The 24,644-nt window shown below is 73.2% G+C and carries 23 protein-coding genes; 8 read left to right on the top strand and 15 right to left on the bottom strand.

Annotation, left to right across the window (positions count from 1 at the left end; genetic code table 11):
* Window positions 1–44 precede the first annotated feature (44 nt).
* From secF to ABD220_RS07105, 11 genes are all read right to left on the bottom strand, one after another.
* Window positions 45–1,064: a protein translocase subunit SecF gene (gene secF / locus ABD220_RS07055; RefSeq protein WP_344121071.1), complete on the bottom strand. Its 1,020-nt coding sequence runs from the start codon at window positions 1,062–1,064 to the stop codon at window positions 45–47.
* The gene (gene secD / locus ABD220_RS07060) at window positions 1,064–2,908 is read right to left on the bottom strand and encodes a protein translocase subunit SecD (protein ID WP_344121073.1); all 1,845 of its coding nucleotides are present in this window, start codon (window positions 2,906–2,908) and stop codon (window positions 1,064–1,066) included. The genes secF and secD overlap by 1 nt, the downstream gene beginning before the upstream one ends.
* Before the next feature lie 89 nt (window positions 2,909–2,997).
* Window positions 2,998–3,456, bottom strand: a complete 459-nt coding sequence (locus ABD220_RS07065; RefSeq protein WP_344121075.1) for a preprotein translocase subunit YajC — start codon at window positions 3,454–3,456, stop codon at window positions 2,998–3,000.
* A gap of 104 nt (window positions 3,457–3,560) precedes the next feature.
* On the bottom strand, window positions 3,561–4,685 hold the full coding sequence (ruvB, locus tag ABD220_RS07070) for a Holliday junction branch migration DNA helicase RuvB (protein WP_344121077.1): 1,125 nt from the start codon (window positions 4,683–4,685) through the stop codon (window positions 3,561–3,563).
* Window positions 4,686–4,687: 2 nt separating this feature from the next.
* A complete protein-coding gene (gene ruvA / locus ABD220_RS07075; protein WP_344121079.1) occupies window positions 4,688–5,329 on the bottom strand; it encodes a Holliday junction branch migration protein RuvA in 642 nt (213 codons plus the stop codon).
* 99 nt (window positions 5,330–5,428) lie between these two features.
* A complete protein-coding gene (ruvC, locus tag ABD220_RS07080; protein ID WP_344121081.1) occupies window positions 5,429–6,025 on the bottom strand; it encodes a crossover junction endodeoxyribonuclease RuvC in 597 nt (198 codons plus the stop codon).
* 26 nt (window positions 6,026–6,051) lie between these two features.
* Complete coding sequence (locus ABD220_RS07085; protein ID WP_344121083.1) at window positions 6,052–6,813, bottom strand: YebC/PmpR family DNA-binding transcriptional regulator; 762 nt, start codon at window positions 6,811–6,813, stop codon at window positions 6,052–6,054.
* 141 nt (window positions 6,814–6,954) lie between these two features.
* The gene (locus ABD220_RS07090; RefSeq protein ID WP_344121085.1) at window positions 6,955–7,677 is read right to left on the bottom strand and encodes a type 1 glutamine amidotransferase; all 723 of its coding nucleotides are present in this window, start codon (window positions 7,675–7,677) and stop codon (window positions 6,955–6,957) included.
* Between the two features lie 11 nt (window positions 7,678–7,688).
* Window positions 7,689–8,996 carry a MurT ligase domain-containing protein gene (locus ABD220_RS07095; protein ID WP_344121087.1) on the bottom strand — a complete coding sequence of 436 codons (1,308 nt, stop codon included), beginning with the start codon at window positions 8,994–8,996 and terminating at the stop codon, window positions 7,689–7,691.
* Between the two features lie 60 nt (window positions 8,997–9,056).
* Window positions 9,057–9,944, bottom strand: a complete 888-nt coding sequence (locus tag ABD220_RS07100; RefSeq protein WP_344121089.1) for an SDR family oxidoreductase — start codon at window positions 9,942–9,944, stop codon at window positions 9,057–9,059.
* A gap of 59 nt (window positions 9,945–10,003) precedes the next feature.
* Complete coding sequence (locus ABD220_RS07105; protein WP_344121091.1) at window positions 10,004–10,789, bottom strand: hypothetical protein; 786 nt, start codon at window positions 10,787–10,789, stop codon at window positions 10,004–10,006.
* Window positions 10,790–10,869: 80 nt separating this feature from the next.
* Between ABD220_RS07105 and ABD220_RS07110 the strand changes: the two genes are divergently transcribed.
* Both ABD220_RS07110 and ABD220_RS07115 read left to right on the top strand, forming a co-directional pair.
* Window positions 10,870–11,298, top strand: coding sequence for a bleomycin resistance protein (locus tag ABD220_RS07110; protein WP_344121092.1), 429 nt, complete (start codon window positions 10,870–10,872; stop codon window positions 11,296–11,298).
* A gap of 86 nt (window positions 11,299–11,384) precedes the next feature.
* Entirely contained in the window at window positions 11,385–12,113 is a 729-nt protein-coding gene (locus tag ABD220_RS07115; RefSeq protein WP_344121094.1) for a hypothetical protein, read from the top strand.
* A 211-nt stretch (window positions 12,114–12,324) separates the two neighbouring features.
* Here the strand turns inward: ABD220_RS07115 and ABD220_RS07120 are convergent, their stop codons facing one another.
* Window positions 12,325–12,867, bottom strand: coding sequence for a dihydrofolate reductase family protein (locus ABD220_RS07120; RefSeq protein ID WP_344121096.1), 543 nt, complete (start codon window positions 12,865–12,867; stop codon window positions 12,325–12,327).
* 227 nt (window positions 12,868–13,094) lie between these two features.
* Between ABD220_RS07120 and ABD220_RS07125 the strand changes: the two genes are divergently transcribed.
* The 5 genes from ABD220_RS07125 (at window position 13,095) to ABD220_RS07145 (ending at window position 19,261) form a co-directional block, all read left to right on the top strand.
* Complete coding sequence (locus ABD220_RS07125) at window positions 13,095–13,865, top strand: VldE C-terminal domain-containing protein (protein WP_344121098.1); 771 nt, start codon at window positions 13,095–13,097, stop codon at window positions 13,863–13,865.
* Window positions 13,866–14,041: 176 nt separating this feature from the next.
* On the top strand, window positions 14,042–14,167 hold the full coding sequence (locus ABD220_RS07130; protein WP_344121100.1) for a hypothetical protein: 126 nt from the start codon (window positions 14,042–14,044) through the stop codon (window positions 14,165–14,167).
* Between the two features lie 26 nt (window positions 14,168–14,193).
* Complete coding sequence (locus tag ABD220_RS07135; RefSeq protein WP_344121102.1) at window positions 14,194–15,318, top strand: MFS transporter; 1,125 nt, start codon at window positions 14,194–14,196, stop codon at window positions 15,316–15,318.
* A 650-nt stretch (window positions 15,319–15,968) separates the two neighbouring features.
* On the top strand, window positions 15,969–16,829 hold the full coding sequence (locus ABD220_RS07140) for a hypothetical protein (protein WP_344121104.1): 861 nt from the start codon (window positions 15,969–15,971) through the stop codon (window positions 16,827–16,829).
* A gap of 344 nt (window positions 16,830–17,173) precedes the next feature.
* A complete protein-coding gene (locus tag ABD220_RS07145; RefSeq protein ID WP_344121105.1) occupies window positions 17,174–19,261 on the top strand; it encodes a M3 family metallopeptidase in 2,088 nt (695 codons plus the stop codon).
* Window positions 19,262–19,373: 112 nt separating this feature from the next.
* Here ABD220_RS07145 and ABD220_RS07150 read toward each other — a convergent pair whose 3' ends face one another.
* A complete protein-coding gene (locus ABD220_RS07150) occupies window positions 19,374–19,952 on the bottom strand; it encodes an HIT family protein (RefSeq protein ID WP_344121107.1) in 579 nt (192 codons plus the stop codon).
* Entirely contained in the window at window positions 19,949–22,066 is a 2,118-nt protein-coding gene (thrS, locus tag ABD220_RS07155; RefSeq protein WP_344121110.1) for a threonine--tRNA ligase, read from the bottom strand. Before thrS ends, ABD220_RS07150 begins: the two co-directional genes overlap by 4 nt.
* Window positions 22,067–22,220: 154 nt before the next feature.
* On the opposite strand from thrS, the gene ABD220_RS07160 reads away from it, so the two are divergent.
* Entirely contained in the window at window positions 22,221–23,471 is a 1,251-nt protein-coding gene (locus ABD220_RS07160; protein ID WP_344121112.1) for an MFS transporter, read from the top strand.
* 72 nt (window positions 23,472–23,543) lie between these two features.
* Here the strand turns inward: ABD220_RS07160 and ABD220_RS07165 are convergent, their stop codons facing one another.
* The gene (locus ABD220_RS07165) at window positions 23,544–24,608 is read right to left on the bottom strand and encodes a DUF2382 domain-containing protein (RefSeq protein WP_344121113.1); all 1,065 of its coding nucleotides are present in this window, start codon (window positions 24,606–24,608) and stop codon (window positions 23,544–23,546) included.
* Window positions 24,609–24,644: the final 36 nt, after the last annotated feature.

The following is a 24,644-nucleotide window of genomic DNA, read 5'->3' on the forward strand; positions in this document are numbered from 1 at the left end:
GTGGCGGGCCGCTCCTGCACGGCCCGTCCTACGGTGGCTACAGTCTAGTGCGCCACGGGCTCCGCGGCGGCACGCTCCGCCGACGCCGTCGCACGCGCCTCCTGCTCCTGGACGGCGGGCTCCCCGCGGCGCAGCAGCGCGTAGAGCGGCGCGGCCACGAACAGGGTGGCCGCGGTGCCCACGATGATGCCGACGAACAGGGACAGGGAGAGGTCCTTGAGGGTGCCCGCACCCAGGACGAGCCAGCCGATGAACAGGATCGAGCCGACCGGCAGGATGCCGACCACGGAGGTGTTGATCGAGCGCACCAAGGTCTGGTTGACGGCGAGGTTCACCTGGTCGGAGAACGTCCGTCCGGACCGCTCCGGCGGGGCCGTGCCGTCGAGCAGGCCCTCGGTGTTCTCCCGGACCTTGTCGAAGACCACCACGGAGTCGTAGAGCGAGTAGCTGAGCACCGTGAGGAAGCCGATCACCGCGGACGGGGTGACCTCGAAGCCCACGAGCGAGTAGATCCCGGCGGTGATCGCCACCGAGGCGAGCATGCCGGCGACCGCCGAGACCGACATCTTCCAGGTGCGGAAGTACAGGGCCATCAGGGCGGTGGCCAGGACCACGAAGATCACCAGGCCGCGCAGGGCCTGGCTGGTCACGCCGGCCCCCCACGTGGGACCCACGAAGTTGGAGGTGACCTCCTCCTCGCTCACACCGTAGGCGTCGACCAGGGCGTCCTTGACCGCGAGCGTCTGGTCGTCGCCGAGCTGCTCGGTGCGCACCCGGACGGTCTCCGGGGCGATGTTCGTGACCTCGACCTCCGCGGCGTCCGAGGAGCCGGCGACGGCGCCCCGGCCGGTGTCGATGTCCGGGTCGGCCACCGAGGAGACCGTGAACTCGGACCCGCCGGTGAAGTCGATGCCGAGGTTGAACCCGCCCTTGACGACGGGCACGAGCAGGGAGAGCAGCACGAGGACCCCCACGATCGCGAGCCATCGCTTGGCCCGGGCCACGAAGGGGTAGGAGGTCCGCCCGCTGTGCAGGGCGTTGCCGAAATCTGCGAACCGGGACATCAGGCGTTCTCCTCGGGGGTGCGGGCGGCGGACGACGACGCGCCGACCGGCGCTCCGTCCGGTGCCGCCGCGGACGGGGGGTCCTGCGGCACGGCCCGTTCCGCGCGCCGGCGCCGCTCGGCGATGGTCAGGCCGTCGTGCTCCGCGGCGCGGGGTTCGCGCAGCCGCCCGGCGCCCCGGTACAGGGGCACCGCGTCGAGGGCCTCGGGGCTGAGCCCGGAGTGCTTCCCGCCGCCGCCGAAGTAGCGGGTGCGGGCGAGCATGACCATCACCGGGTGCGTGAAGAGGAACACCACGAGGAGGTCGGCGATCGCGGTGAGCCCGAGGGTGAAGGCGAAGCCGCGCACGTTGCCGACGGCCACGAAGTACAGGACCGCGGCGGCCAGCAGGTTCACGGCCTTGGACGCGAGCACGGTCTGGCGGGCGCGCTGCCACCCGTGGTCGACCGCCGCGGGGATGGAGCGGCCGCTGCGGATCTCGTCGCGGATGCGCTCGAAGTAGACGATGAACGAGTCGGCGGTCTGGCCGATCGCCACGATCAGGCCCGCCACGCCGGCCAGGGACAGCCGGTAGTTCGCGGACCAGCCCAGCAGGGTGATCGCCAGCCAGGTGAGCACGCCCGCGACCACGAGCGAGCTGATGGTCACGAGGCCGAGCCACCGGTACTGGAAGAGCGAGTACACGCACACGAGCACGAGGCCGATGATCCCGGCGATGATGCCCATCCGCAGCTGGTCGGCGCCGAGGGTCGCGGAGATCTGCTGCTCCGACTGAATCTCGAAGCTCATCGGCAGCGCACCGTACTTGAGCTGCTCGGCCAGGAACTTGGCCTGCTCCTCGGTGAACCGGCCCGTGATCTGGGCCTGGCCGTCGGTGATCACGGCGTTCATCTGCGGGGCGGAGACCACCTGGCCGTCGAGCAGGATCGCGAACTGGCTGCGGGGGTCGCCGGGCGTGGCGTTGCCGATGCCGTAGAGCCGCTCGGAGAGCTGCCGGAAGGTGTCCGTGGCCTCGGGGCCGAACTGCAGGTTCACGGCGAACTGGTTCAGGGACACGCCCTGGGAGTTCTGGGCCGTGCCGTAGGAGGCGTCGTCGATCTCGGTGCCCTGGATCTCGACCGGTCCGAGCAGGTACTTGGTGGCGGTCTCGGGCTCGCAGGCGACGACGGGTGCGCCGGGGTCCTGGGCCTCCCGCTCCTCGGGGGACTGCGGCACGGTGCAGTCGGTCTCCTCGAACTCCCGGAACAGCTCGGGGGTGATCCAGTTGGGGTCGGAGGCGTCGGTGGGCTCGGCGGTGGGCTCGGGCACCTCGTCGTCGGCGACGCGCTGGTCCTCCGGCACCGGCTCCGCCGCGGCGGTGGTGAGCACGGGCCGGAAGTTCATCTGCGCCGAGGTCTGGATGAGCTCGCGGGTCTGGGCGGAGGGCACGCCGGGCATGGAGACCACGATGTTGCTGCCGGACTGGGTGGCGATCTCCGCCTCCGCCACGCCGGAGCCGTCGACGCGCTGGCGGATGATCTCCACGGCCTGGTCCAGCTGCTCGGCGGTGATCTCCTGGCCGGCGTCCTCGCCCTGCAGGGACGGGGAGAGGATCATCTGCGTCCCGCCCTCGAGGTCGAGGGCCAGCTTGGGTCCCCATCCGGTGCGGTCGGTGCCCGTGCCCCAGGCCAGCAGCCCGGCCAGCAGGGCGAGCAGCACGACCAGCCCGATCAGGGACCGCCGGGCGGTCGAGAGGGCCGCCCGCACCCCCGAGCGCGCCGGCGCGGTGGAGCCGTCGCGCCCGGACGGCCCGTCCGGTGCCGCGGGTCCCGGGTCACCGGGGGTCTTGCGTGTGGTCAGTGCCATGGTCTTCCTTCGGAACGACGGCCCGGTGGGGCCGGGCCTGTGCATGGGAACGGGCCGACCATCGGTCGGCCCGTCGTCCCGTGGGGGGGTCAGTCGTTGCGCTGCCCGGGCTCGCGCCGGGTGTCGTCGTCCACGGGCTCGACCGGGGTCGAGCCCGCGCCGGGTGCGTCGGGTTCGACCACGGACGGCTCGGCCTGGGTCTCGGGGGCCGCGGCGGGGGCCGCCTCGTCCTCGACGACCGTGGTGACGGTCTGCAGGTGCACGGTCACGGCGGTGCCGGGGGCGATCTCCAGGACGACCTTGTTGGCGTCCCGGTCGATCGAGCGCACCGTTCCGTAGAGGCCGTAGTTCGTCATGACCTCGGTGCCGGGGCCCATGGCCGCCTGCTTCTCCTTGACCTGGGCCAAGGCCTTCTTCTGCCGGCGCATGGGCAGCCAGAGCAGGAGCACCATGGCCACGAGCATCAGGGGCAGCAACCAGGCGGTGCCGCCTCCCGTGGGCTGGGCGGCCTGGGCGGGGAGGGACTGGGCGAGGAGGAGCGGGCTCACGGACTTCCGTTCGATCGGTGGCGGTGTCCTCACCATGGTAGGGGATCCGGCCCGGAGCGTCCTGGACCGCACCCGGAGAGCCGGTCCGCAGGTTGCGGCCGCGCTCAGTCCTCGAACAGCGGCGGGGCGTCCTCGTCGGCGGCCGGAGCCCCGGCCGTCCCGCCGAAGGCGGCCCGCAGCCCGGGGTCCTGGAACGCGGCGTGCTCGGGCGGGCGCAGGCCCAGGTGGTCCCAGGCCGCCGCCATCGCGATCCGGCCCCGGGGCGTCCGGCCGAGCAGGCCCTCGCGGACCAGGTAGGGCTCGGCCACGGTCTCGACCGTCTCGGTCTCCTCCCCCACCGCGATCGCGAGGGTGGACAGGCCCACCGGGCCGCCGCCGAACTTCGTCACGAGCGCCTCGAGCACCGAGCGGTCCAGCCGGTCTAGGCCGCGGGCGTCCACCTCGTACATGTCGAGGGCCGCGGAGGAGGTGCGGGCGTCGATCCGATCGATGCCGTGCACCAGCGCCCAGTCCCGCACCCGGCGCAGCAGCCGGTTGGCGATGCGCGGGGTGCCGCGGGACCGGGAGGCGACCTCGGTGAAGCCCTCGGCGGTCATCGCGAGGTCCATGAGCCCGGCGGAGCGGCGCAGCACGAGCTCGAGCTCCTCCACGGAGTAGAACTCGAGGTGGCCGGTGAAGCCGAACCGGTCGCGCAGCGGGCCGGGCAGCAGGCCTGCGCGCGTGGTGGCGCCCACCAGGGTGAAGGGCGGCAGGTCCAGCGGGATGGACGTGGCCCCGGCGCCCTTGCCGACCACGATGTCCACCCGGAAGTCCTCCATCGCCATGTAGAGCATCTCCTCGGCGGGCCGGGACATCCGGTGGATCTCGTCGAGGAACAGCACCTCCCCCTCGGTCAGGGAGGACAGGATCGCGGCGAGGTCGCCGGCGTGCTGGATGGCCGGACCGGAGGAGATCCGCAGGGGCGCGCCCATCTCCTCGGCGATGATCATGGCCAGGGTCGTCTTGCCCAGGCCGGGCGGCCCCGAGAGCAGGACGTGGTCGGCGGAACGGCCCCGCAGCCGGGAGGCCTCCAGCACCAGAGAGAGCTGCTGGCGCACCCGCTTCTGCCCCACGAACTCGTCCAGGTTCGCGGGCCGCAGCGCCGACTCGAGCTGCTTCTCGTCCGGCTCGTCCTCGGCCGAGACCAGCCGGTCCCGTGAGTTCACGGCGGCGCCGTCCTCGCGGGCCATGCTCAGGCTCCCCGCCCGGCGGTGGCGCGGGGCCCGGACTTGGCCGCGCCGAGCCACCCGAGCACGGTCCGCAGGATCGTGGGGACGTCCCCGGAGGCGGCGAGCTCCTCGCGGCCGTCGAGGGCGTCGGCGATGCCGCGGGCGGCGTCCTTCTCGTTCCAGCCCAGGCCCACGAGGGCCTCGAGCACCTGCGCCCGCCACGGCTCCATCGGGGCGGCGGCGGGCTGGGCGGGACGGTCCGGGACGATGAGCTTGTCGGCCAGCTCCAGCACGATCCGGCGGGCGCCCTTGGGGCCGATGCCGGGGACGGTGGTGAAGGCCTTGGCGTCCCCCTGCGCGATGGCGCGGTGGACGTCGTCGGGACCGAGCACGGACAGCACCGCCAGGGCGGTGCGGGGGCCCACGCCGCTGACGCCGAGCATGATCTCGAAGACCTCGCGCTCGGCGGGGCTGCGGAAGCCGAAGAGCAGCGGAGCCTCGTCCTTGCGCGCCACGTACGCCGTGTCGAGCCGGACCTCTCCCCCGATCCGCAGCCGGGCCAGGGTCTCCGGCGTCGCCTGGACCTGGACGCCGAAGCCGCCCACGGCCACGACGGCGGTGGTGAGGCCGACGTGCTCGACCTGTCCCGTGATGGACGCGATCACCGCGCGACTCCTTCCCGTGCCCCGGCGGGGGCCGAGCACGGTTGCTCGAACAGATCTACGAATATGGGCTCGCGGGCCACTCTAGCAGTGGGCACCGACTCAGCGCCGCCCACCCCGCCTGGCCCGGTGCTCCGCCTCCGCCCAGGCCCGCTGGGCGGCGGTCATGCCCGTGCGGGCGGCCGCCAGCGGGCGGGCACCCTGGTGCGTCTCGGTCCGGGCCGTCGCGTCCATGCCCGTGCCGCCGCCGCGCCAGCCGTGGCAGATGGCGATGGCCAGGGCGTCGGCGGCGTCGGCGGGCCGGGGCGCCTCGTCGAGCCGGAGGATGCGCACGACCATGCGGGCCACCGACGCCTTGTCGGCCCGCCCCTCCCCCGTCACCGCGGCCTTCACCTCGGAGGGGGTGTGCCAGGCCACCGGCACCCCGTGGTGGGCCGCCGAGGCGATCACCGCGCCGGAGGCGTGGGCCGTGCCGATGACCGTGTTCACGTTGGTCTGGGCGAATACGCGCTCCAGGGCGAGGGCGTCGGGGCGGTACCGCTCGATCCACCGCTCGGTGGCCTCCCAGATCCGCAGCACGCGCGCGTCGAGCGGGTCGGCGGCATCCGTGCCGGCCACCCCGACGTCCACGAAGGACGCGGTGCGGTTGCCGGCCATGTCGATCAGCCCGAACCCGCACCGCGTCAGTCCGGGATCCACCCCGAGGATCCGCTGCGTGACCGTGGTCAGTCCTCGGAGTCGAGCTGGGCCATGACCTCGGCGGGGATGTCCGCGTTGGCGTACACGTTCTGCACGTCGTCGAGCTCCTCGACGGCGTCGACCAGCCGCAGGAACTTCCGCGCGCCCTCGGCGTCCAGCTCCACGAGCATGCTCGGGCGGAACTGCGGGTCGTCGTTGTTGTACTCGAGCCCGGCCTCGTCGAGGGCCGCGCGGATCGCGGGCAGGTCGGTGGCCTCGGAGACGACCTCGAAGACGTCCTCCTGTTCCACGACCTCGTCGGCGCCGGCGTCCAGGACGGCCATGAGCACGTCGTCCTCGGTCAGCCCGTCGGTGCGGGTGACCTCCACGACGCCCTTGCGCTCGAAGAGGAACGCCACGGAGCCGGAGTCGGCCATCGTGCCGCCGTTGCGGGTCACGGCCACGCGCACCTCGGAGGCCGCGCGGTTCTTGTTGTCGGTGAGGCACTCGATGTACAGCGCCGTGCCCTGGGGGCCGCGGGCCTCGTAGAGGATCTCGGTGTAGTCGACGACCTCACCGGTCAGGCCCGCTCCGCGCTTGATCGCGCGGTCGATGTTCGCGACCGGCACCGAGTTCTTCTTGGCCTTGGACACGGCCAGGTCCAGCGCCGGGTTGCCGGCGGTGTCGGGCCCGCCCATCCGCGCGGCCACCTCGATGCCCTTGATGTACTTGGCGAAGGCCTTCGCGCGCTTGGCGTCGATGGCCGCCTTCTTGTGCTTGGTCGTGGCCCATTTGGAGTGCCCTGACATGCGTCCCTCCTCGGGAAGTCGTTCACGGTCGGCCGGGACGCGTCGGTCGTCGTCCCGGCACGGCCCGCCCCGGCGGTGGCCGGGACGGGCCGGAGAAGTCCTGGTCCATTCTACCGGGTGCGCCCGTCCCCGGCCGGGGGTCTAGCGGGGCCGGGCCTGCGCGACCTCCCGGGCCCGCTCGGCCAGGGTGTCGTCCAGCGGTGCGGCGTCGAAGGCCCCGAGCCGGCGTTCCACGGCGGCCCGGATGAGGTGGTCGGCCACGGCGGGGTTCTTGGGCAGCATCGAACCGTGCAGGTAGGAGCCCACCACGTGGTGCACGCGCGCGCCCTCGGTGCCGTCCTCCCCGTTGTTGCCCGCGCCCTTGAGCACCGTCCCCAGCGGCGTCTGACCGGGGCCGAGACGAGTGACCCCGGAGTGGTTCTCGTAGCCGACGACGGTCCCGAACTCCGGGGACTCCAGCACGATGTTGCCGATCAGGCGCGTCGGTCCGCCCACCGTGGTCAGGTCGAGGATGCCGATGCCGGGCAGGGTCTCGCCGGCACCGGTGCGGAACTCGTGGCCGAAGAGCTGGTAGAGCCCGCAGATCGCGAGCATCGGCACGCCGTCCGCGGCCATCGCCCGCAGCTCCGGGGCGATCCGCTGCAGGTCCTCCTGGACCCGGAACTGCCCGGAGTCCTGGCCGCCGCCGCCCACCAGCAGGTCGGCGTCCGGCGGGAACGGGTCCCCGGGATTGTGGTCGCTCAGCCGCACGGCGTAGCCGTACTTCTCGAGCCGGCGCTTGAGGGTGAGGGTGTTGCCCCAGTCCCCGTAGATGTTCATGTCCCGCGGGTAGAGCTGGACGAGGTGGACGGTGCGGTCGGTCATCGGGGCTCCGCTCAGATCTCGGCGACCTCGGCCACGCGGGACAGCTCCCGGCGCAGCTCGAGCATGGACGTGTAGGTGCAGAAGACGCGCATGGGCCGATCCCCGGCCCCTGCGACGAAGCGGTGCAGGGCGTCGCCGAGATCCGGGACCACCTCGCGCACCGCCACCTCGTCGTAGTCCAGGCGCAGGGCCATGTCCCACGCCCGGGTGCCGGCCACCACGTCCACGCCGCCCGAGCGCAGGGAGTGGAAGTCCACGTCCCACAGCCACGAGACGTCGCGGCCGTCGGCGTACTCGTCGTTGATGGCGACCATCGTGGCGTAGTCGCCCGGCCGGGCCGAGGCCAGCGAGAGCCGGAACCCGGCGGGGTTCTTCACGAGCAGCAGCTGCAGCGGGTGGCCGCCCACGGTGATGGTCTCGCCGCGCCCGAAGGCGGGGGTCACGCGGGAGAGCTCGTCCACCAGCGCGGCGCGGTCCGCGTCGGGGCCGGCCACGGCGAGCGCCACGGCCAGGGCGGCCGCCGCGTTGTACATGTTGTAGACGCCGTAGAGCTCCACGGTGGTCTCGACGGGCTCCCCGCCCACCGTCAGGCGGACCCGGTTCGCCTCGAAGGACGTCAGCTCCACGTCGGCGGCCGGGCGGGGCGCCAGCTCCGCCTCGTGGTCGGCCTCGGCGTCGGGCCCGCCGGCCGAGCGCATGTCGTCGTCGGAGGGGAACATGGGCCGCAGCGGCGCGGACAGCCCGAACCAGCGGGTCTGCGTGCCCTCGGGCACGTGCTCCGCGAGGGAGACGATCCTGGGGTCCTCGCGGTTGAGCACCACGGTGCCCGTGGTGGCCGCGGCGATCTGGGCGAGCATCCGCCGGGTCGTGTCGATCTCGCCGAAGCGGTCGAGCTGGTCGCGCATGACGTTGAGCAGCAGCGCGTGGCGGGGCTTGACCTGCTTGACGAAGTGCACGGCGTGCGCCTCGTCGAGCTCGAGCACGGCGACGTCCGCGTCGAGGCGGCCGGTGAGGCTCATCTCCCCGAGCAGGGCGGCGGCCACGCCGCGCACGAAGTTGGAGCCCGTGCGGTTGGTGAAGACCTTGTACCCCTGCGAGCGCAGCAGCTGGACGGCCATCTTGGTGGTGGTGGTCTTCCCGTTGGTGCCGCTGATGAGCACCACGCCGTGCGGCAGCTTCGCGAGCTCCTCGGCCACGAACCCGGGGTGCAGCCGCTCCATCACGAGGCCGGGGAAGGCGGAGCCTCCGCCGCGCAGGGTGGTCAGGTACCGGATGCCTTGGCCGAGCAGGCGCACATGGGGTCTGGACATGCGCTCCATCCTATGGTCTGTGACCTGACGGAGCCGGGCACCCGGGCGGGCGGACGGCCGGCGGTGTGCTCAGGCCAGGCCCAGGCCTCCGTCGGTGGTGAGCACCTGGCCGACGACCCACACGCCCTGGTCGGTGGCCAGCCAGCCGATCAGCCGCGCCGGGTCCGCAGGGCGTCCCCAGCGGCCGAACGGGGTGGTCTGCCGCCATGCCTCGAGCTCCGCCAGGGACCGGTCGGTGGTGCCCGGGTCGAGGTAGCCGGTGTCGACCGGTCCGGGGTTGATCGTGTTCAGAACGATGCCGAGCTCGAGCAGCTCCGCGGCCACCGTGGGAGTCACCCCGGCCAGGGCGGCCTTGCTCGTGGCGTAGGCGACCTCACCGCGCATCGGCCCCTCCCCCTGGCCCGAGGTCATCCAGAACACCCGGCCCGCCGTCCGCTCGTCGACCGGCCCGGTCCGCCCGATCCAGTCCCCGGGCCGGGCGGGCACGGTCCGCTCCGTCGTCGCGGCGTGCCGGTGGGCGAAGTGCCGGGTGAGCAGCAGGGTGGAGCGGGTGTTGGTGGCCCAGAACGCGTCCAGGGTCTCGGCGGTCAGGTCCAGGACGGACCCGTCGCCCCCGCTGCGGGCGTGGTTGCAGACCAGGATGTCCAGCTGCCCGGTCAGGGCCCAGGCCCGGTCCACGAGGTCCTCGACGGCGGCCGCGTCCCGCAGGTCCGCGGAGACGTCGCCGGTGACCGCCCCGTCCCGCAGCGCGGCCCGGACCCCGGCGCGAACCGCGTCCAGGTCGTCGCCGCCCCACGGCTGGTCCGCGTCGTGGGGGCTGTAGTGGTGGAGGAACACGCTTGCGCCCAGGGCGGCGAGCTCGAGCGCCACCGCGTACCCGATGCCGCAGCGGCGGGAGACCCCGGTGACGAGGGCAGTCCGGCCCTGCAGGGGGTGCCCGGCGGAGGAATGGGACACGGTGGTGCTCCTGACGTGCTGGATCGGCGGAAGGCCGCTGGGCCGGTGGGGGCGGACCGTCACCGGGGCGGGTCGAGGGGTGGGCTGAGCGGTGGGTCGAGGGGTTCGTCGACGGCGTGGAGCTCGGTGGTGAGACTGCTCCCGTCGATGCCGTCCAGCGGGGTGATGTCCACGACGATGCCCGTCTGCACGTCGAGGTGCACGCGGTACACCGTCGGGAGGTCGCCGCCGGCGAGGGTCGGGTCCTCGGGGCCGTACTCGCGGAGCCGGCTGGCGCGACTGTCCAGGAGCGGGCAGCACCCGCACCGCGGGGTGTAGCCGTTCGCCCACTCCTCGCCGACACCGGCCAGCGGCCGGCAGCTGGCCGACCAGGTCGGGCGGCCCCGCAGCGTCGTGGCCATGACGTCGCTGACGTCCACTCCCTGGCCCAGCTCGGCCGGGTCGAGCATGGCCGTCCACCGGTAGTCCTGCCACATCGGATCACCGTGGTGGTCGTGCCAGTCCTCCGGGCGCCGGCCGACCAGACCGTCCGGGCGCAGCACCACCTCCGGCTCCGGGGACGACGGTGGCCGTCCGCCGCGCACTGCGTCCTCGTGGAGCACCAGCTCCACGGCCTCGCCGCAGGACGGCCCTCCGGCGACCTCGGTCTCCCCGGCGGAGCGGACGACGAGACGGCCGCGGCGCCGGTCGAGCCAGGCCTCGACCGGCGCACCGCTCGCGGTGCTCCCGCCGTCCCGCTGCCGCCGATGCGTGAGGTGCACGGTGCTGAACCGCCACGGCGAGCTGCGCGCCAGCGCGCGGAAATCCTCGGCCGTGGGGTTCTCTGGCAGGGCGTGGCCGGTCATGGGACCGAGTAGAGCACATTCCGGGGCCGGCCCAGCACGGTGTCGTGCGCCCGGGGGTGCTGCCTCGGTACTGTCGGACCATGACCGGGCACGAGCTGTTCCCCCTCATCGACTGTGCGGATCTGCTGGACGCCCGCGCCCTCTCCGAGCGCGTCTCCCACGCCGTGCGGGTCTGCCGGTTCCCCGAGGAGGAAGAACCGGTCGGCCTCGTGCTGGGCGTGGGAGACGGTCGGCTCCGCCCGGGCGTCGGCGCCTCGGCGGCGCTGCACGGCAACGCACCGCTGCCCGAGGGCGCACCGCTGCCCGCCACCGGTCACGCGGTGGGCCCGTGCGTCGGCGTCGAGGACCTTCCCGCCGTCGTCGAAGCGGCCAGCCGGCCCGGCTCGGCGGTGCCGGTCCGTGCCCGGGCCATGCCGTGGCGCGAGACCGTGGCCTGCGCGCGCGACCCCGAGGGCGCCATGCTGCTGGTCGCCCGGTCCGGCCGGGCGTGCGAGGGCCCGGCGTCGTGATCACCGGCCGGGACCCCGGGGCCGAGGGCCGTCCGTCGCCGCCGAGGACCGCTGAAGAGGCTCTCGAGGAGCCGGAGGAGGAGTCGATGCCGGTGGATGCCGAGGTCGGCGCGGTCCCCACGGAGAGGTCGGTTCCTCCCCCGCCCGCCCGCGGCAGGACTTCTCCGGCGGAGCCGGCCGCAGGGAGGACCGCCCGGGCCGACGCCCAGCGGCGTGAGGTCCGGGCCGCCCTGGCCCGGCGGACCGCTCCACTGTGGCCGGCTCACGCGCCGGTGCGGCCGCCGGCGGCCGGGGCGACCCGCCAGGACTGGCAGCAGGTCCATCGCCGGGCCGGGCTGGAGATCCAGCACCACGCACTGGTGCTGCGCCGGATCACCACCGCCTACGTCGTCGCCGTCGCCGAGCCGCACTTCGAGGCCGGCTGGAGCGTCGCCGACGTCCTGCATGCCCTGGACTGGACGCCGCAGGGCGTTCGCTACACCCACGACTCGGTGACCGGGATCGAGAACCCCGGGGCCTGGTTCGCCGCACGCCTCCGGGCCTGGACCCACCAGGACGGCGCCCCGATGCGCTCGCGCGGCCAGCGCGCCGCTGCCGAGGCCGAGCAGCGCCGGACCGAGGCCGTCGCGGCCGCCCAGCGCCACACCGCCCGCCGGGTCCAGCAGCAGGTCCCCGGGGCGGAGAGCGGGGCGGCAGGTGCGGACGTCGGGTCGCAGGGCGCGACGGAGCAGGAGCGACAGCCGTTCCGGGTGCGCTGGGCCGCCCAGATCGCCGCCGGCCGCGCGGAGGCGAGCCGGGACCCGGGAAACCAGTGAGCCGGGGCGCGAGAAGACCTCGACACCGGAGGCGCCTGCGCGGCTTCCCGGGTACGGACCGACCGCAGGACCGGTGTGCAGCCGGCCCTCCGGTCGGGGCGGGTTGCCCGGCTCATGTGGCTCCCAGCGAGAGCACGGCGAGGATGACCGCCGACCACGGCGGCTGCGGCCGCCCGCAGGACCCACAGGAAGATGCGGAGCCGCATCACGGCTACCGGCTCGGCTCGTAGCGCAGCGCCACTGCTCCCGAGCTCAGCTCCAGCCGGCTCACGAGCTTCACGTCGACATGCTCGGAGAGTCCCGCGAACAAGGTCGGCCCGTGGCCCGCGAGCCTGGGGTGCACCACGAACTCGTACTCGTCGATCAGTCCCAGCTCCGCCAGTGCGAGCGGGAGCTGCACCCCTCCGACGAGCAGACCCCTGTCCGACTCGCGCTTGAGGTGCTGAACGGCCTGGCCCAGGTCCCCGCGGACGAGTTCCGCGTTCCAGTCGACGTGCTCGAGGGTGCTCGACACGACGTGCTTCCGTGCCGAGTCGATCGCCCGGGCGAAGGGATCCAGCCCATCGGGTCCCGCTCCCGCCGGCGGACGCCACGCCGACTCCATCAGCTCGTAGGTCACCCGGCCGAGGAGAAGGGCGTCGACCTGGCTGAGGGTCTCGGCCGCGTGCCGATGCAGCTCCTCGTCCGCGGGGATCGCACGATGATCGCAGCACCCGTCCAGGGTGACGTTGATGGAGTACCGCAGGGGTCCCATGCCGCAAGAGTACCGCCGATGAGCTGCCCTGCCGCTCCGTGGAGGTTCTCGTCAGGTCCGCCTGCTGTGCTGTTGCGGGAACCCGCACGCAGCGACACAGGAAGGTGCGCCATCGGAAACCGGATCGCCGCGATCGACGCCGGAGTCGTCGGACCAGCCCTGACCCGTGAGCCGGCCGGCACCGGCACCCCCGAGGTCCCCGCGCCCGGCGCACGTCCGTCCTCGTGATGACCGTCGACGACACGCACGAGGGCCGGCGCCGCCCTCGGCGGCCGCTCCTGAGCCTTCTCCTGCTGCTCGGGATGCTCGCCGGAGGACTGGCGCTCCTCGGGCCCGGCCTGCTCAGCGGCCTGCGCGAGGGAGACGGCCGGCTGCGATGGGGCCCGGAGTGCACGGTCGAGACGTCGGAGGGAGAGGTCGCGCTCGACCGGGAGGAGGCGAAGCTGGCCACGACGGCGGTGGCGCTCTCGGCCCGCGGGGCGGAGGCCCCGGACACCTCGGGCATCGACGACGCGGTGCTGCAGCGCCTGGCCGACGGGCCACCCGGGGACGCCGGTGCCGGCCTGGCCTGCAGGGGCTCGGCCGCCGGCGACCTGCAGGAACAGCAGCTGACCGCCACCGGTCTGACACCTCGCGCCGAACGGCTGCGCGAGGCGATGACCGAGGTGTTCGGCGAGCAGAGCCTGGGCGGGTTCGCCCCCGGTGGTGTCGACCACGGGCACGGAGCGGAGTCCACGCACTACGACGGCCGTGCCATCGACGTCTTCTTCCGCCCGGTGACCGAGGAGAACCGGCGCCAGGGGTGGTTGCTGGCCCACTGGCTGGTCGCTCACGCCGGGGACCTGGACGTCCAGTACGTCATCTTCGACGACCAGGTCTGGAGCGCGCACAGCGCACGGGGGCAGTGGCAGGACTACGACGCGCCGGAGCCCGGCAACGAGATCCTGCGTCACCTCGATCACGTGCACGTGGACGTGCTCCGCGGTGGATCCCGCTGAGCAGCAGGCCGCGGCCTCGATCAGCGGGAGCCCCGGTCCCACGACGCCGGACAGAGGGGCCGCCGAGGCGTCAGCGATCCCGTTCCGTTCACCGGGACGCCGGCCGTCTCGGCGAGCGCAACCGACAGTGGTCACGCACCAGGTCGAGGGGACGCCGGGCATAGGCTGGCGTCATCATGTCGATCATCGAGGTCCGCGACGAGCGGCCGCCCGCCGTGGTGCGAGACCGCCGGGGCGGCGCAGCCGCCGCTGCCGTGCGCCACGAGGGCGGCGTCGTGGTCACGGGCCTCGGCCGGTGGTGAACGGCTCGGTCCGGCGGGTGCCGGGGATGCCGCTGCTGCTGGCCATGACCGTCCTGGGCTTCTCGGGGTATGCCGCGCTGCTGGCGGTCGCGCCGCTGTGGGCGGTGCACGGCGGCGCGGACGCCGTCGGCGCGGGGCTGGTCAACGGCGTGCTCATGCTCTTCACCGTGCTCACGCAACTGTTCGTCCCCAGTGCGCTGCGCCGTTTCGGCTGGGGCCCGGTTCTCGTCGCGGGCATGCTCCTGCTGGGACTGCCCGCGCTGGCGCTCGGTGTCAGTGATGCCCTCGGGCCGACCTTGGCGCTCTCCGCGGTGCGCGGGCTCGGCTTCGGGGTGCTGACCGTGACCGGCAGCGCCCTGGTGGCGGAGCTGGTGGAGCCGCAGCGCCGGGGGAAGGCGATCGGGGCCTACGGCCTGGCGATCGCGGGACCGCAGATCGTGTTCCTGTCGGCGGGGCCCTGGATCGCCGAGCAGCTCGGTTTCCGGGTCGTGTTCGCCGTGGCAGCGCTGCCCGCCCTCGCCGCCGTGCCCGCGATCGGCCTGGCCCGGATGCTGGACCACGTCCCGGAGGACGTGCATGAGCGGGCACCCTATGCGCGCCTCCTCCCTCCGATGGCGCTGCTCATCGGTGCCACCCTGGCCGGTGGTGCACTGATCACCTTCATGGCCCAGATGAGCAGCGATGCCGTGCTGACCGCCCTCGCGCTGCTGCTGATGAGCGTCGCCGCCGCGCTCGCCCGGTGGCGGATCGGCGCCTGGGCAGACCGGCACGGACCGCACCGGTTCCTCGCGCCCCTGGTGCTGCTGACCACGGCAGGGATGATCGTCATCGCCTGGGCAGTGCGCGACCCCCAGGCGACCGTGGCCCCGGCCCTGATGGTCGGCGCCACGATGGTGGGCCTCAGCTACGGCGCCCTGCAGAACCTCACCCTGGTCGTGACCTTCCAGACGGTCAGCCGGCAGCACTACGGTCCCGCCAGCGCCATGTGGAACATCGGCTTCGACGCCGGGACCGGTGTCGGAGCGGTCGTGGTGGGGATGGTCGCCGCAGGAACCTCGTTCAGCACCGCGCTGCTGGTGGCCGGAGCCATCTCGCTGCTGACCCTGCCGCTCGCACTGGGGCGGCGCCTCCCCGGAGCACGGGTGAGCTGACGCCACAGGCACTGCTGCCGAGGGCACGTCGTCCCGATCGCACCTCCGAGCCGGTGGGTCATCCGCAGGCTCGGCGGATCCGAGCGGTCCGGCGCGGCGCCACCGCCGGCTTGTTGCCCCCCGGCCGGCCGACGTCGGCTCAGCGGACCCCCGGCACAGGCGTTCGCTCGGGGCACCCCGGCCACCATGCGGCACCTCGAGCAGTCGTGCACGGCGGCGTCGGTGCTCCGTGTCGGCTGCCGTCCCTGCCCCTCCGGTCGACGGCATCGCTGCCCGTGCGCCGTCGCTGAGCGATCCGTCCCGTGCAGCGCCTCACCCTGCTGGTCGACCGCCCGGAGGAGTGCTCGATCGCCATCCGTGCCCCTGCGCGAGGAGCCGCAGAGGTGTGGGGGCAGCGCCGGCGGGCGACACGCCGACACACCCTCTGTTAACGATCGCCAATACCGGTTACCGAGTCGTACGATGAGCTCACAGCAGGCCCCCAGCCGTAGCACTGGCTCCCTCAAGCCCGTGTTCGTCCGTTCGGCGGAGGGCCGGCGGTCCCTCCCTGCTCTCCCCGCCTCACCGCGTCACGGGGCAGATCCGGGCCCGCGCGCTGGTGGCCCCGGGATCGTCCCCGGGTCATCCCGGGAGAGCAGGAGAGACAGGGCATGACCACGATGAACACGACCGTCAAGGGATGGATGGCCGCAGGGTCCTCGGCCACGCTGCTGGTGGGCGGGCTGGTGCTGGGCGCCCCGGCGGCCGTGGCCGCCCCCGGGGACGCAGCCTGCCTGCAGGCCTCGGGCCAGTTCACCGCGGCTCTGGCCGCGGCCGGGATCACCCCCGCCTCGGTCACCCAGCTGGAACAGGCCGTGGAGGCCGTGGTCGTGGCCGAGGAGCAGTACTTCGTGCTGGCCGATGCCGCCGCCGGAGAGCTGGAGGTGCAGCTGGAGGCCGCCTGGGCCGAGCTGGACGCCGCCGAGGCCGCCGGGGACCCGGAGGCGATCGCCGCCGCCGAGACCCGGATCGCCGAGCTGGAGACCGCGATCGAGCTCGCCCTGGGCACCCCGGAGATCCTCACCGCCGGACAAGCCCTCGACGCCGCGATCGAGGCCCTGGACGCCCAGCTGAACATGCTGACCGTGGACGAGGCGACCGCCGAGCAGATCCTGGTCCTGTTCAAGCAGTTCCTCGCCGCCTGTGACGGGGCCGGGACCGGCACCCCGGTCACCACCCCGGTGGTGGCCCCGGCCCCTGCCGCACCGCTCGCTCCCGCCCCCGTGGTCACCGCCCCCACACCGGCCCCAGCACCGGTCGCAGCGCCGGCGCCGGTTGCTCCCGTGGTGACCGCACCGGAGCAGGCTGCGCCGGTGGGCATGAATCCGGGGATGAACATGCAGACCGCCGCGACCGGCGAGCAGGGCCGGCACCCTGGCGCCGCCCTGGTGGCGGGCCTGCTGGCCGCCGGGATCGCCGTGCCGGCCGCCGTGGCCGCACGGATGCACCGGCTCCAGCGCCAGCGTCCCTGACCGGACCCCTCGTCCTGGGGCCGCCCGCACCGGCGGCCCCGGGACAGGACCCCCGGCGACACCGGCGCCCGGGTGCGGAACACCCTCCGTGCCCCTCGTCCACGGCAGCGGCGGCCACGGACTCCGGCAGCGACGATGGGCGCCTGCCGGGCCCGGGGACGCCCTGGTGGTCATCGACGGCGGACCCGCACGGCGGTTGACGGGGACGGACTCCGTGGCAGGCCTGCCACGTGGTCGCCGAGGCCGCGTCGCCCCGTCGACGGGCGCGGCGTGCGCACTCCACGGTCACGCCGGGAGGCTAGTCTGGAGCACGCCCGTCCGCCCACCACGACAGAAGCCGGCCCTTGGACAACCCACTCCTGCGCCCCAGCGAGTTCCCCTACGAACTGCCCGACTTCGGGCGGATCAAGGAGGAGCACTTCCTGCCGGCGTTCGAGGCGGCAATGGCCCAGGACCTCGAGTGCGTGCGGGCGATCCTGGCCGACCCGGCCCCGCCCACCTTCGCCAACACCATCGAGGCCCTCGAGCGCGGAGGCCTGGCCCTGGACCGCGTCGAGTCCGTCTTCTTCACGCTGACCGCCGCCCACAACACGGAGGGCATCCAGCGGATCTACCAGGAGCTCGCCCCGCGGCTGTCGGAGCACAAGGCCGACTTCACGCTCAACAAGGACCTCTACGCCCGGGTGCGCCGGGTGGACCGCACCGACCTGGAACCGTGGCAGCTGCACGTGCTGGACGAGTACGTCTCCTGGTTCGCGAACTCGGGGGTGGAGCTGGCCCTGGACGACCAGCAACGGCTCCGGGAGATCAACGACGAGCTCTCGGAGCTGAGCATCCGCTACGGCAATGACCTGATCCAGGAGGTCAACGCCTCGGCCGTGGTCGTCGACGACCCGGCGGAGCTGGACGGGCTGTCCCCCGCGGACGTCGAGGCCGCCGCCTCCGCGGCCGCCGAGAACGGCCTGCCGGGCCGGTACCTCCTCACGCCGTGCCTGTTCACCGTCCAGCCGGTGCTGTCGGTGCTCACGGACCGGGCACTGCGCCGGCGGATCCACCTGGCCGCCGTCAACCGTGGCACCGGTGCGCACGGCGGCGAGGGCTCGCAGAGCCGCCGGGACCTGCTGCCCGTGGCCGCCCGGATCGCCCGGCTGCGTGCGGAGCAGGCCGGACTGCTCGGCTACCGCAGCCACGGCGACCACGTGATGGCGGGGGCCACGGCGCCGTCCCGGGAGGCGGTGCACGAGATGCTGGAGCGGATCACCGGCCCCGCCGTGCGCAACGCCCTCGAGGAGCGGGCGGAGCTGGAGGAACTGGCCGGCCACCCCCTCGAGGCGTGGGACTGGCCGTTCTGGGCCGAGCGGCTGCGCCGGGAGCGCTACGCCGTGGACGCCTCCGCGCTGCGGGAGTACTTCGAGCTGGACTCCGTGCTGGAGCACGGCATCTTCCGCACCGCCCGGGAGCTCTACGGGCTGGTCTTCACCGAGCGCCCCGACCTGCACGGCTACCTGCCGCAGGTGCGGGTGTGGGAGGTCAGCGACGAGGAGGGCCGCGGTGTGGGGCTGTTCCTCGGCGACTGGTTCACGCGGCCCACCAAGCAGGGCGGCGCCTGGATGGGCTCGCTGGTGCACCAGAACCGGCTGACCGGGCAGCGCCCCGTCGTCGTCAACAACGCGAACTTCACCCGGCCGCCCGCGGGCGGACCCAAGCTGCTGACCCTGGACGAGGTGGTCACGGTCTTCCACGAGTTCGGCCACGCCCTGCACGGGCTGCTCTCCGACGTGCACCTACCCTCGTTCTCCGGCACCAAGGTGCCGCGGGACTTCGTGGAGTACCCCTCCCAGGTGCACGAGACGTGGGTGCTGCACCCGGAGGTGCTGCGGCACTACGCCCGGCACCACCGCACGGGCGAGCCCGTCCCCGAGGAGACCCTGGCGGGCCTGCGGGCAGCCTCCGCGCACGGACAGGGCTTCCGCACCGTCGAGTACCTCGCCTCGACCTACCTGGATCTCGCCTGGCACGGGATCGAGGACCCGGCCGAGCTGCCGGACCCGCGGGCCGTCGAGCAGGAGGCCCTCGCCCGCGCCGGGGTGGACGTGGCCGGCATCGCCCCGCGCTACCGGAGCGGGTACTTCAAGCACATCTTCGCCGGCGGCTACTCCGCCGGCTACTACTCCTACATCTGGTCCGAGATCCTGGACGCGGACACGGCGCAGTGGTTCACGGCCCGCGGCGGACCGACCCGGGAGAACGGGCGGCGCTTCGCCGAGGAGGTGCTCTCCCGGGGCAACGAGACCGCCCCGATGGAGGCCTTCGAGGCCTTGCTGGGACGCCGTCCGCACCTCGGCGCGCTGCTGGAGCGGCGCGGGCTCCGGCCGCGGGAGGAGTTCGTCCACCGGCAGCGCGGGGCGCCCGCCCGGGACGACCGCGGCTGAGCGCCACAGCGCCGGTGCAGGACCCGCTCCCCGGCGTCCGGACGAGGGACCAGGCCGAAGGGCCGGGCCGGGAGTCCCAGGAGATCAGGCCGGAGAGACCAGGCCGGAGAGCTCAGGCCGCAGGCCAGGCGTCGGCGATGTCCTGGCGGGTGTCCCCGAGGGTCTGCATGATCGCCTTGGTCCCGGCGAGGACCGGCATGAAGTTGGCGTCCCCGTTCCAGCGGGGCACCACGTGCTGGTGCAGGTGCCCCGAGAGGGAGCCGCCGGCCGCGGCCCCCAGGTTGATGCCCACGTTGAAGGCGTGCGGGGAGGCCACGCTGCGGATCGTCGCGACCGCCGTGCGGGTCAGGTCCGTCAGCTCCCGCAGCTCGGCCGGCTCGAGCTCCGTCAGATCGGCCACGTGCCGGTACGGGCAGACCATGAGGTGGCCGGGATTGTAGGGGAACAGGTTGAGGATCACGAAGCAGTGCTCGCCGCGGTGGACGATCAGCGACTCCTCGTCCGCACGGTCCGGGCCGTGGCAGAACGGGCACCCGGGGTCCTCGCGCACGGACGGGTCCTCCCCCCGCACGTAGGCGAGCCGGTGCGGGGTCCAGAGACGCTGGAAGCTGTCGGGCACCCCGGGGATCTCGAACTCGTCCTGGCGGATCCAGTGGTGCGGGGGCCCGGCGTCGGGTGCCGTACCGGTCACTGCCCCACCCCTGCCGTCTCCGCGGCGGCGCGGGGGTCCTCCGCGGCGGCGGCCGTCGGCTCCTCGTTGATCCGGCGCTGGACGTGCGCCACGATCCGCTCGACGGCCTCACCGACCGGGACGCCGTTGTCCTGCGAGCCGTCGCGGAAGCGGAAGGACACGGCGTTCGCCTCGGCGTCCTCCCCGCCCGCGATGAGCACGAACGGGACCTTCTCCTTGGAGGCGGTGCGGATCTTCTTCGGGAACCGGTCCGAGCCCGCGTCCAGCTCCACGCGCACGCCGCGGGCCCGCAGCGTGTCCACCACGTCCTGCAGGTAGTCGTTGAACGCCTCGGCCACCGGGATCGCCACGACCTGCACGGGGGCCAGCCACGCCGGGAACGCCCCGGCGTAGTGCTCCACGAGCACCCCCATGAACCGCTCCACGGACCCGAACAGGGCACGGTGGATCATCACGGGCCGCTGCCGGGTGCCGTCGGCGGCCTGGTACTCGAGGTCGAAGCGCTCCGGCAGGTTGAAGTCCAGCTGGATGGTGGACATCTGCCAGGTCCGCCCGATCGCGTCCTTGGCCTGCACCGAGATCTTCGGGCCGTAGAACGCGGCGCCGCCGGCGTCCGGGACCAGGTCCAGTCCGGACTCGGCCGCGACCTCGGCGAGGGTGTCCGTGGCCTCCTCCCAGAGCTCGTCCGAGCCCACGAACTTCTCGGGGTCCTTGGTGGAGAGTTCCAGGTAGAAGTCGTCCAGCCCGTAGTCCTTGAGCAGCTCCAGCACGAAGCTGAGCGTGGTGGTCAGCTCCGCCTTCATCTGCTCCCGGGTGCAGTAGATGTGCGCGTCGTCCTGGGTCATGCCCCGCACCCGGGTCAGACCGTGCACCACCCCGGACTTCTCGTACCGGTAGACCTGCCCGAACTCGAACAGCCGCAGCGGCAGCTCGCGGTAGGAGCGTCCCCGGGAGCGGAAGATCAGGTTGTGCATCGGGCAGTTCATGGGCTTCAGGTAGTAGTCCTGGCCCTGCTTGGTCAGCTCCCCGGTCTGCGGGTCCCGCTCCTCGTCCACGTGCATGGCCGGGAACATGCCCTCGCGGTACCAGTCGAGGTGGCCGGAGACCTCGTAGAGGTGACCCTTGGTGATGTGCGGGGTGTAGACGAACTCGTAGCCGGCCTCGGTGTGCCGCTCCCGGGAGTAGTCCTCCATGGTCTTGCGGATGATCCCGCCCCTCGGGTGGAACACCGGCAGGCCGGAGCCGAGCTCGTCGGGGAAGGAGAACAGGTCCATCTCCGAGCCCAGCCGGCGGTGGTCGCGCCGCTCCGCCTCGGCGAGGCGGGTCTTGTACGCGGTGAGGTCCTCCTTGGACGGCCACGCGGTGCCGTAGATGCGCTGGAGCTGCTTGTTCTTCTCGGAGCCGCGCCAGTAGGCGGCGGCCGAGCGCAGGAGGGCGTAGCCGTTGCCGATCAGCTTGGTGTCCGGCAGGTGCGGGCCGCGGCACAGGTCCTTCCAGACCGTCTCCCCGGTCTTGCGGTCCACGTTGTCGTAGATCGTCAGCTCGCCGGCCGCGACCTCCACGGAGGCGCCCTCCGCGGCGGTCTCCACGTCCGCCCCGGAGCCGGGGCCCTGGGACAGGCCGATGAGCTCGAGCTTGTACGGTTCGTCCGCCATCTCGGCCCGGGCCTCCTCCTCGCTCACCGCACGCCGGCGGAAGGACTGGGTGGAGTTCACGATCCGCTGCATCCGCTTCTCGATGGCCTTGAGGTCCTCGGGGGTGAAGGGATGCTCGACGTCGAAGTCGAAGTAGAAGCCGTCGGTGATGTAGGGGCCGATGCCGAGCTTCGCGTCCTCGTGCAGCTGCTGCACGGCCTGGGCCATGACGTGGGCGGCGGAGTGGCGCAGCACCTCGAGGCCCTCGGGCTCGGAGACCAGCACCCGCTCCACGGCGTCCCCGTCGGCCAGCTCGGTGGCGAGGTCCTTGAGCACGCCGTTGACCCGGGCCACCACCACGGCGCGGTCCTCGCGGTACAGGTCCGCGGCGGACGTCCCGGTCCCCACCGTGCGCTGCTCGCCGTCGACGGTGATCGTGAGGGGGGCGGACTCGGACTGGTGCTCGGGCACGGTGGTCATGGGGAAGGTGCTCCTCGGGTCGGCAACGGCACGCACCGGTACGGGGGGCGCGTGGCAGCGGCACCGTCGGGCGGCGCGCACTGCATCGATGGTACCTGTCGGCCGGTGCGGGCGAGGGCGGTGGGATGATGACCGGCGGAGGTGAGGCCACCCGATGCCCGCAGACGTCCCCGGACCGCCCGACCCGCCGGCACCGGGAGGGGAGGTGCCCTCCTCGTCCCCGCCGCCCCCGCACCGGCTGTGGACCACCGGCTTCGTGCTGATGTGGGCGGGCCAGTTCCTCATCTCGATGAACTTCTACCTGCTGATGACCGTCATGGCGCTCTACGCCATGGAGCGCTTCGGCACGGACGAGGCGCTGGCCGGGGTGGCCACGAGCGCTTTCATCGTCGGGGCGGTCCTGGCGCGGCTGCTCACCGGCAAGTACATGGAGCTGCTCGGGCGCCGGCGCGTGCTGCACGCCGCGCTCGTCCTGCTGGCGCTGTGCGCCGCCGCCTATCTGCTCGACACCGGCTTCCGGGGCCTGCTGGTGGTGCGGGTGCTCAACGGCGTGGGCTTCGGCATGGCCACCACCGTGCTGCCCGCCGCCGTGCAGGCCCTCATCCCGGCACACCGGCGGGGCGAGGGCACCGGTTACTTCATGCTCTCCACCACCTTGGCCGCGGCACTGGGCCCCCTGGCGGGGCTGAGCCTGTCCACGGCGGTGGGCTACGGCCCGCTCTTCGTGGTGTGCACGGCGATCGCGCTGCTGGGTCTCGCCGTGGGAGCCGTCACCCGGCTCCCCGAGCTCAGCCTCTCGCCCGAGCAGCGGGCGGGACTGCGGTCCTTCTCCGTGGGGCAGTTCGTGGAGGTGCGGGCCCTGCCCGTGTCCGCGCTCATGCTCTTCGTGGGCGTGGGCTACTCGGCGGTCCTGTCCTTCCTCAACCCGTTCGCCGTGCAGGCGGGCCTCGTGGGTCCTGCGGGCGCGTACTTCGTGGCCTACGCCGTCACCGTCCTGGTGAGCCGGCCGTTCGCGGGCCGGCTGCAGGACCGGCGCGGCGACAACGCGGTGCTGCACCCGGCGCTGCTGCTGTTCGTGGTGGCGCTGCTGCTGCTCGCGGCGGCGGACTCGCCGTTCCTCGTGCTCGCCTCGGGCACGGTGCTGGGGGTGGGCTACGGTGCGGTGCTCTCGGCGGCCCAGGCCGCCGCGGTCCGCTCGGCCCCGCTCACCCGCGTGGGCCTGTCCACGTCGACCTATTTCCTGTGCATGGACCTCGGGGTGGCACTGGGCCCGGTGCTCATGGGGACCCTGGTCCCCGCGCTGGGCTACCGGGGCATGTACGTGGCGGCCGCGGCGGTGGTGGCGCTGGGCCTGGTCTACTACGCGGCCGTGCCCGGCGCGCGCTCCCGGCGGGGACGGGCGTGAACCGCGCCCGGGACGACGACGGGGCCCCCGTCACCGAGCGGTGACGGGGGCCCCGGAACGGATCGGGTGCGATCAGATGCGGTCGCGGCGATCGTCGTCGGTCAGGCCGCGGTCGCGGTCGGTGAGGCCGGTGCCGCGATCAGCGTCGGTCTCGACCTCGACCTGCTCCTTGCGGACATCGGCGTCGACGCGCTCGGTGTCGCGGACGGTGTCCTTCTCGAGGCCGACCTTCTCGACGCCCACGGTCTCCTTGGCGACGACAGGGCGCTCCTCGTGGAGGGTCACCTCGACGTCCTCCTCGCCGATGGTGCCGGAGGTGGCCTCGGTGCCGCTCAGCGGGGTGCGCTCGACGCGGACCTCTTCGCGCTCGACGGGCACGTCCACGGTCTGGTTCTCGGTGACCACGTACTTGCGCAGACGGGCACGGCCGGTCTCGCGCTGCTCCTTGCCGACGTGCAGCTGCTCCTCGTGGCGGACCACGCCGTTGTCGGCACGGTCGGTGAGGTCGCGGTCCCGGACGTCGCGGTCGACGTCGGCGATCCCCGCGGTGCTGTTGCGGTCGGCGTATCCGTCGTTCTCGGGGTAGCCCGCGGTGCCGGTCGCCGGGACGGCGTCGCGGTCGGTCCGCCCCCCACCGGCGAGGCCCTCCTCGCCCGAGGTCAGCGAGGTGTCACGGTCGGTCATCACGTGCCCCTCGGTGCCCCCGCCCACGCCGCCGGGAACGGCGTTGCGGTCGGTGCCGAGCGTGTCGTCGGCGTCACGGCCGGTGGTGCCGGTGCCGATGTAGTCGCTCTGGGAGTCGCGCTCACCGGTACCGGAGGTGCCGGAGTAGTTCATCTTGTAGTAGCGGTAGATCTCCTCCTCCTCGGCCGGGGAGAGGTGCTGGTCCGCGTCCACGTTCGGGGCGTCCTTGACGACGTCCTTGGTGTAGGGAAGGACGAAGCGGTCGCCGTCCTGCTGGGCGCCGTCGACCGGGACGAAGCTCTCCTTGGTGCCGAACAGACCGGTGTTGACGGTCACGAAGGTGACCTCTTCGGTGTTGTCGTCCAGGAAGACCTGCTCGACCTTGCCGATCTTGTCGCCGTCCGATCCGTAGGCGGTGGCCGAGAGCAGGGCGTTGACGTCGTACGTAGCCATGAGAACTCCTTCTCTATTCTGCGAGGCAACGGGCTC

It is taken from the genome of Kocuria aegyptia, assembly GCF_039530085.1.
GTDB classification, from domain to species: domain Bacteria; phylum Actinomycetota; class Actinomycetes; order Actinomycetales; family Micrococcaceae; genus Kocuria; species Kocuria aegyptia.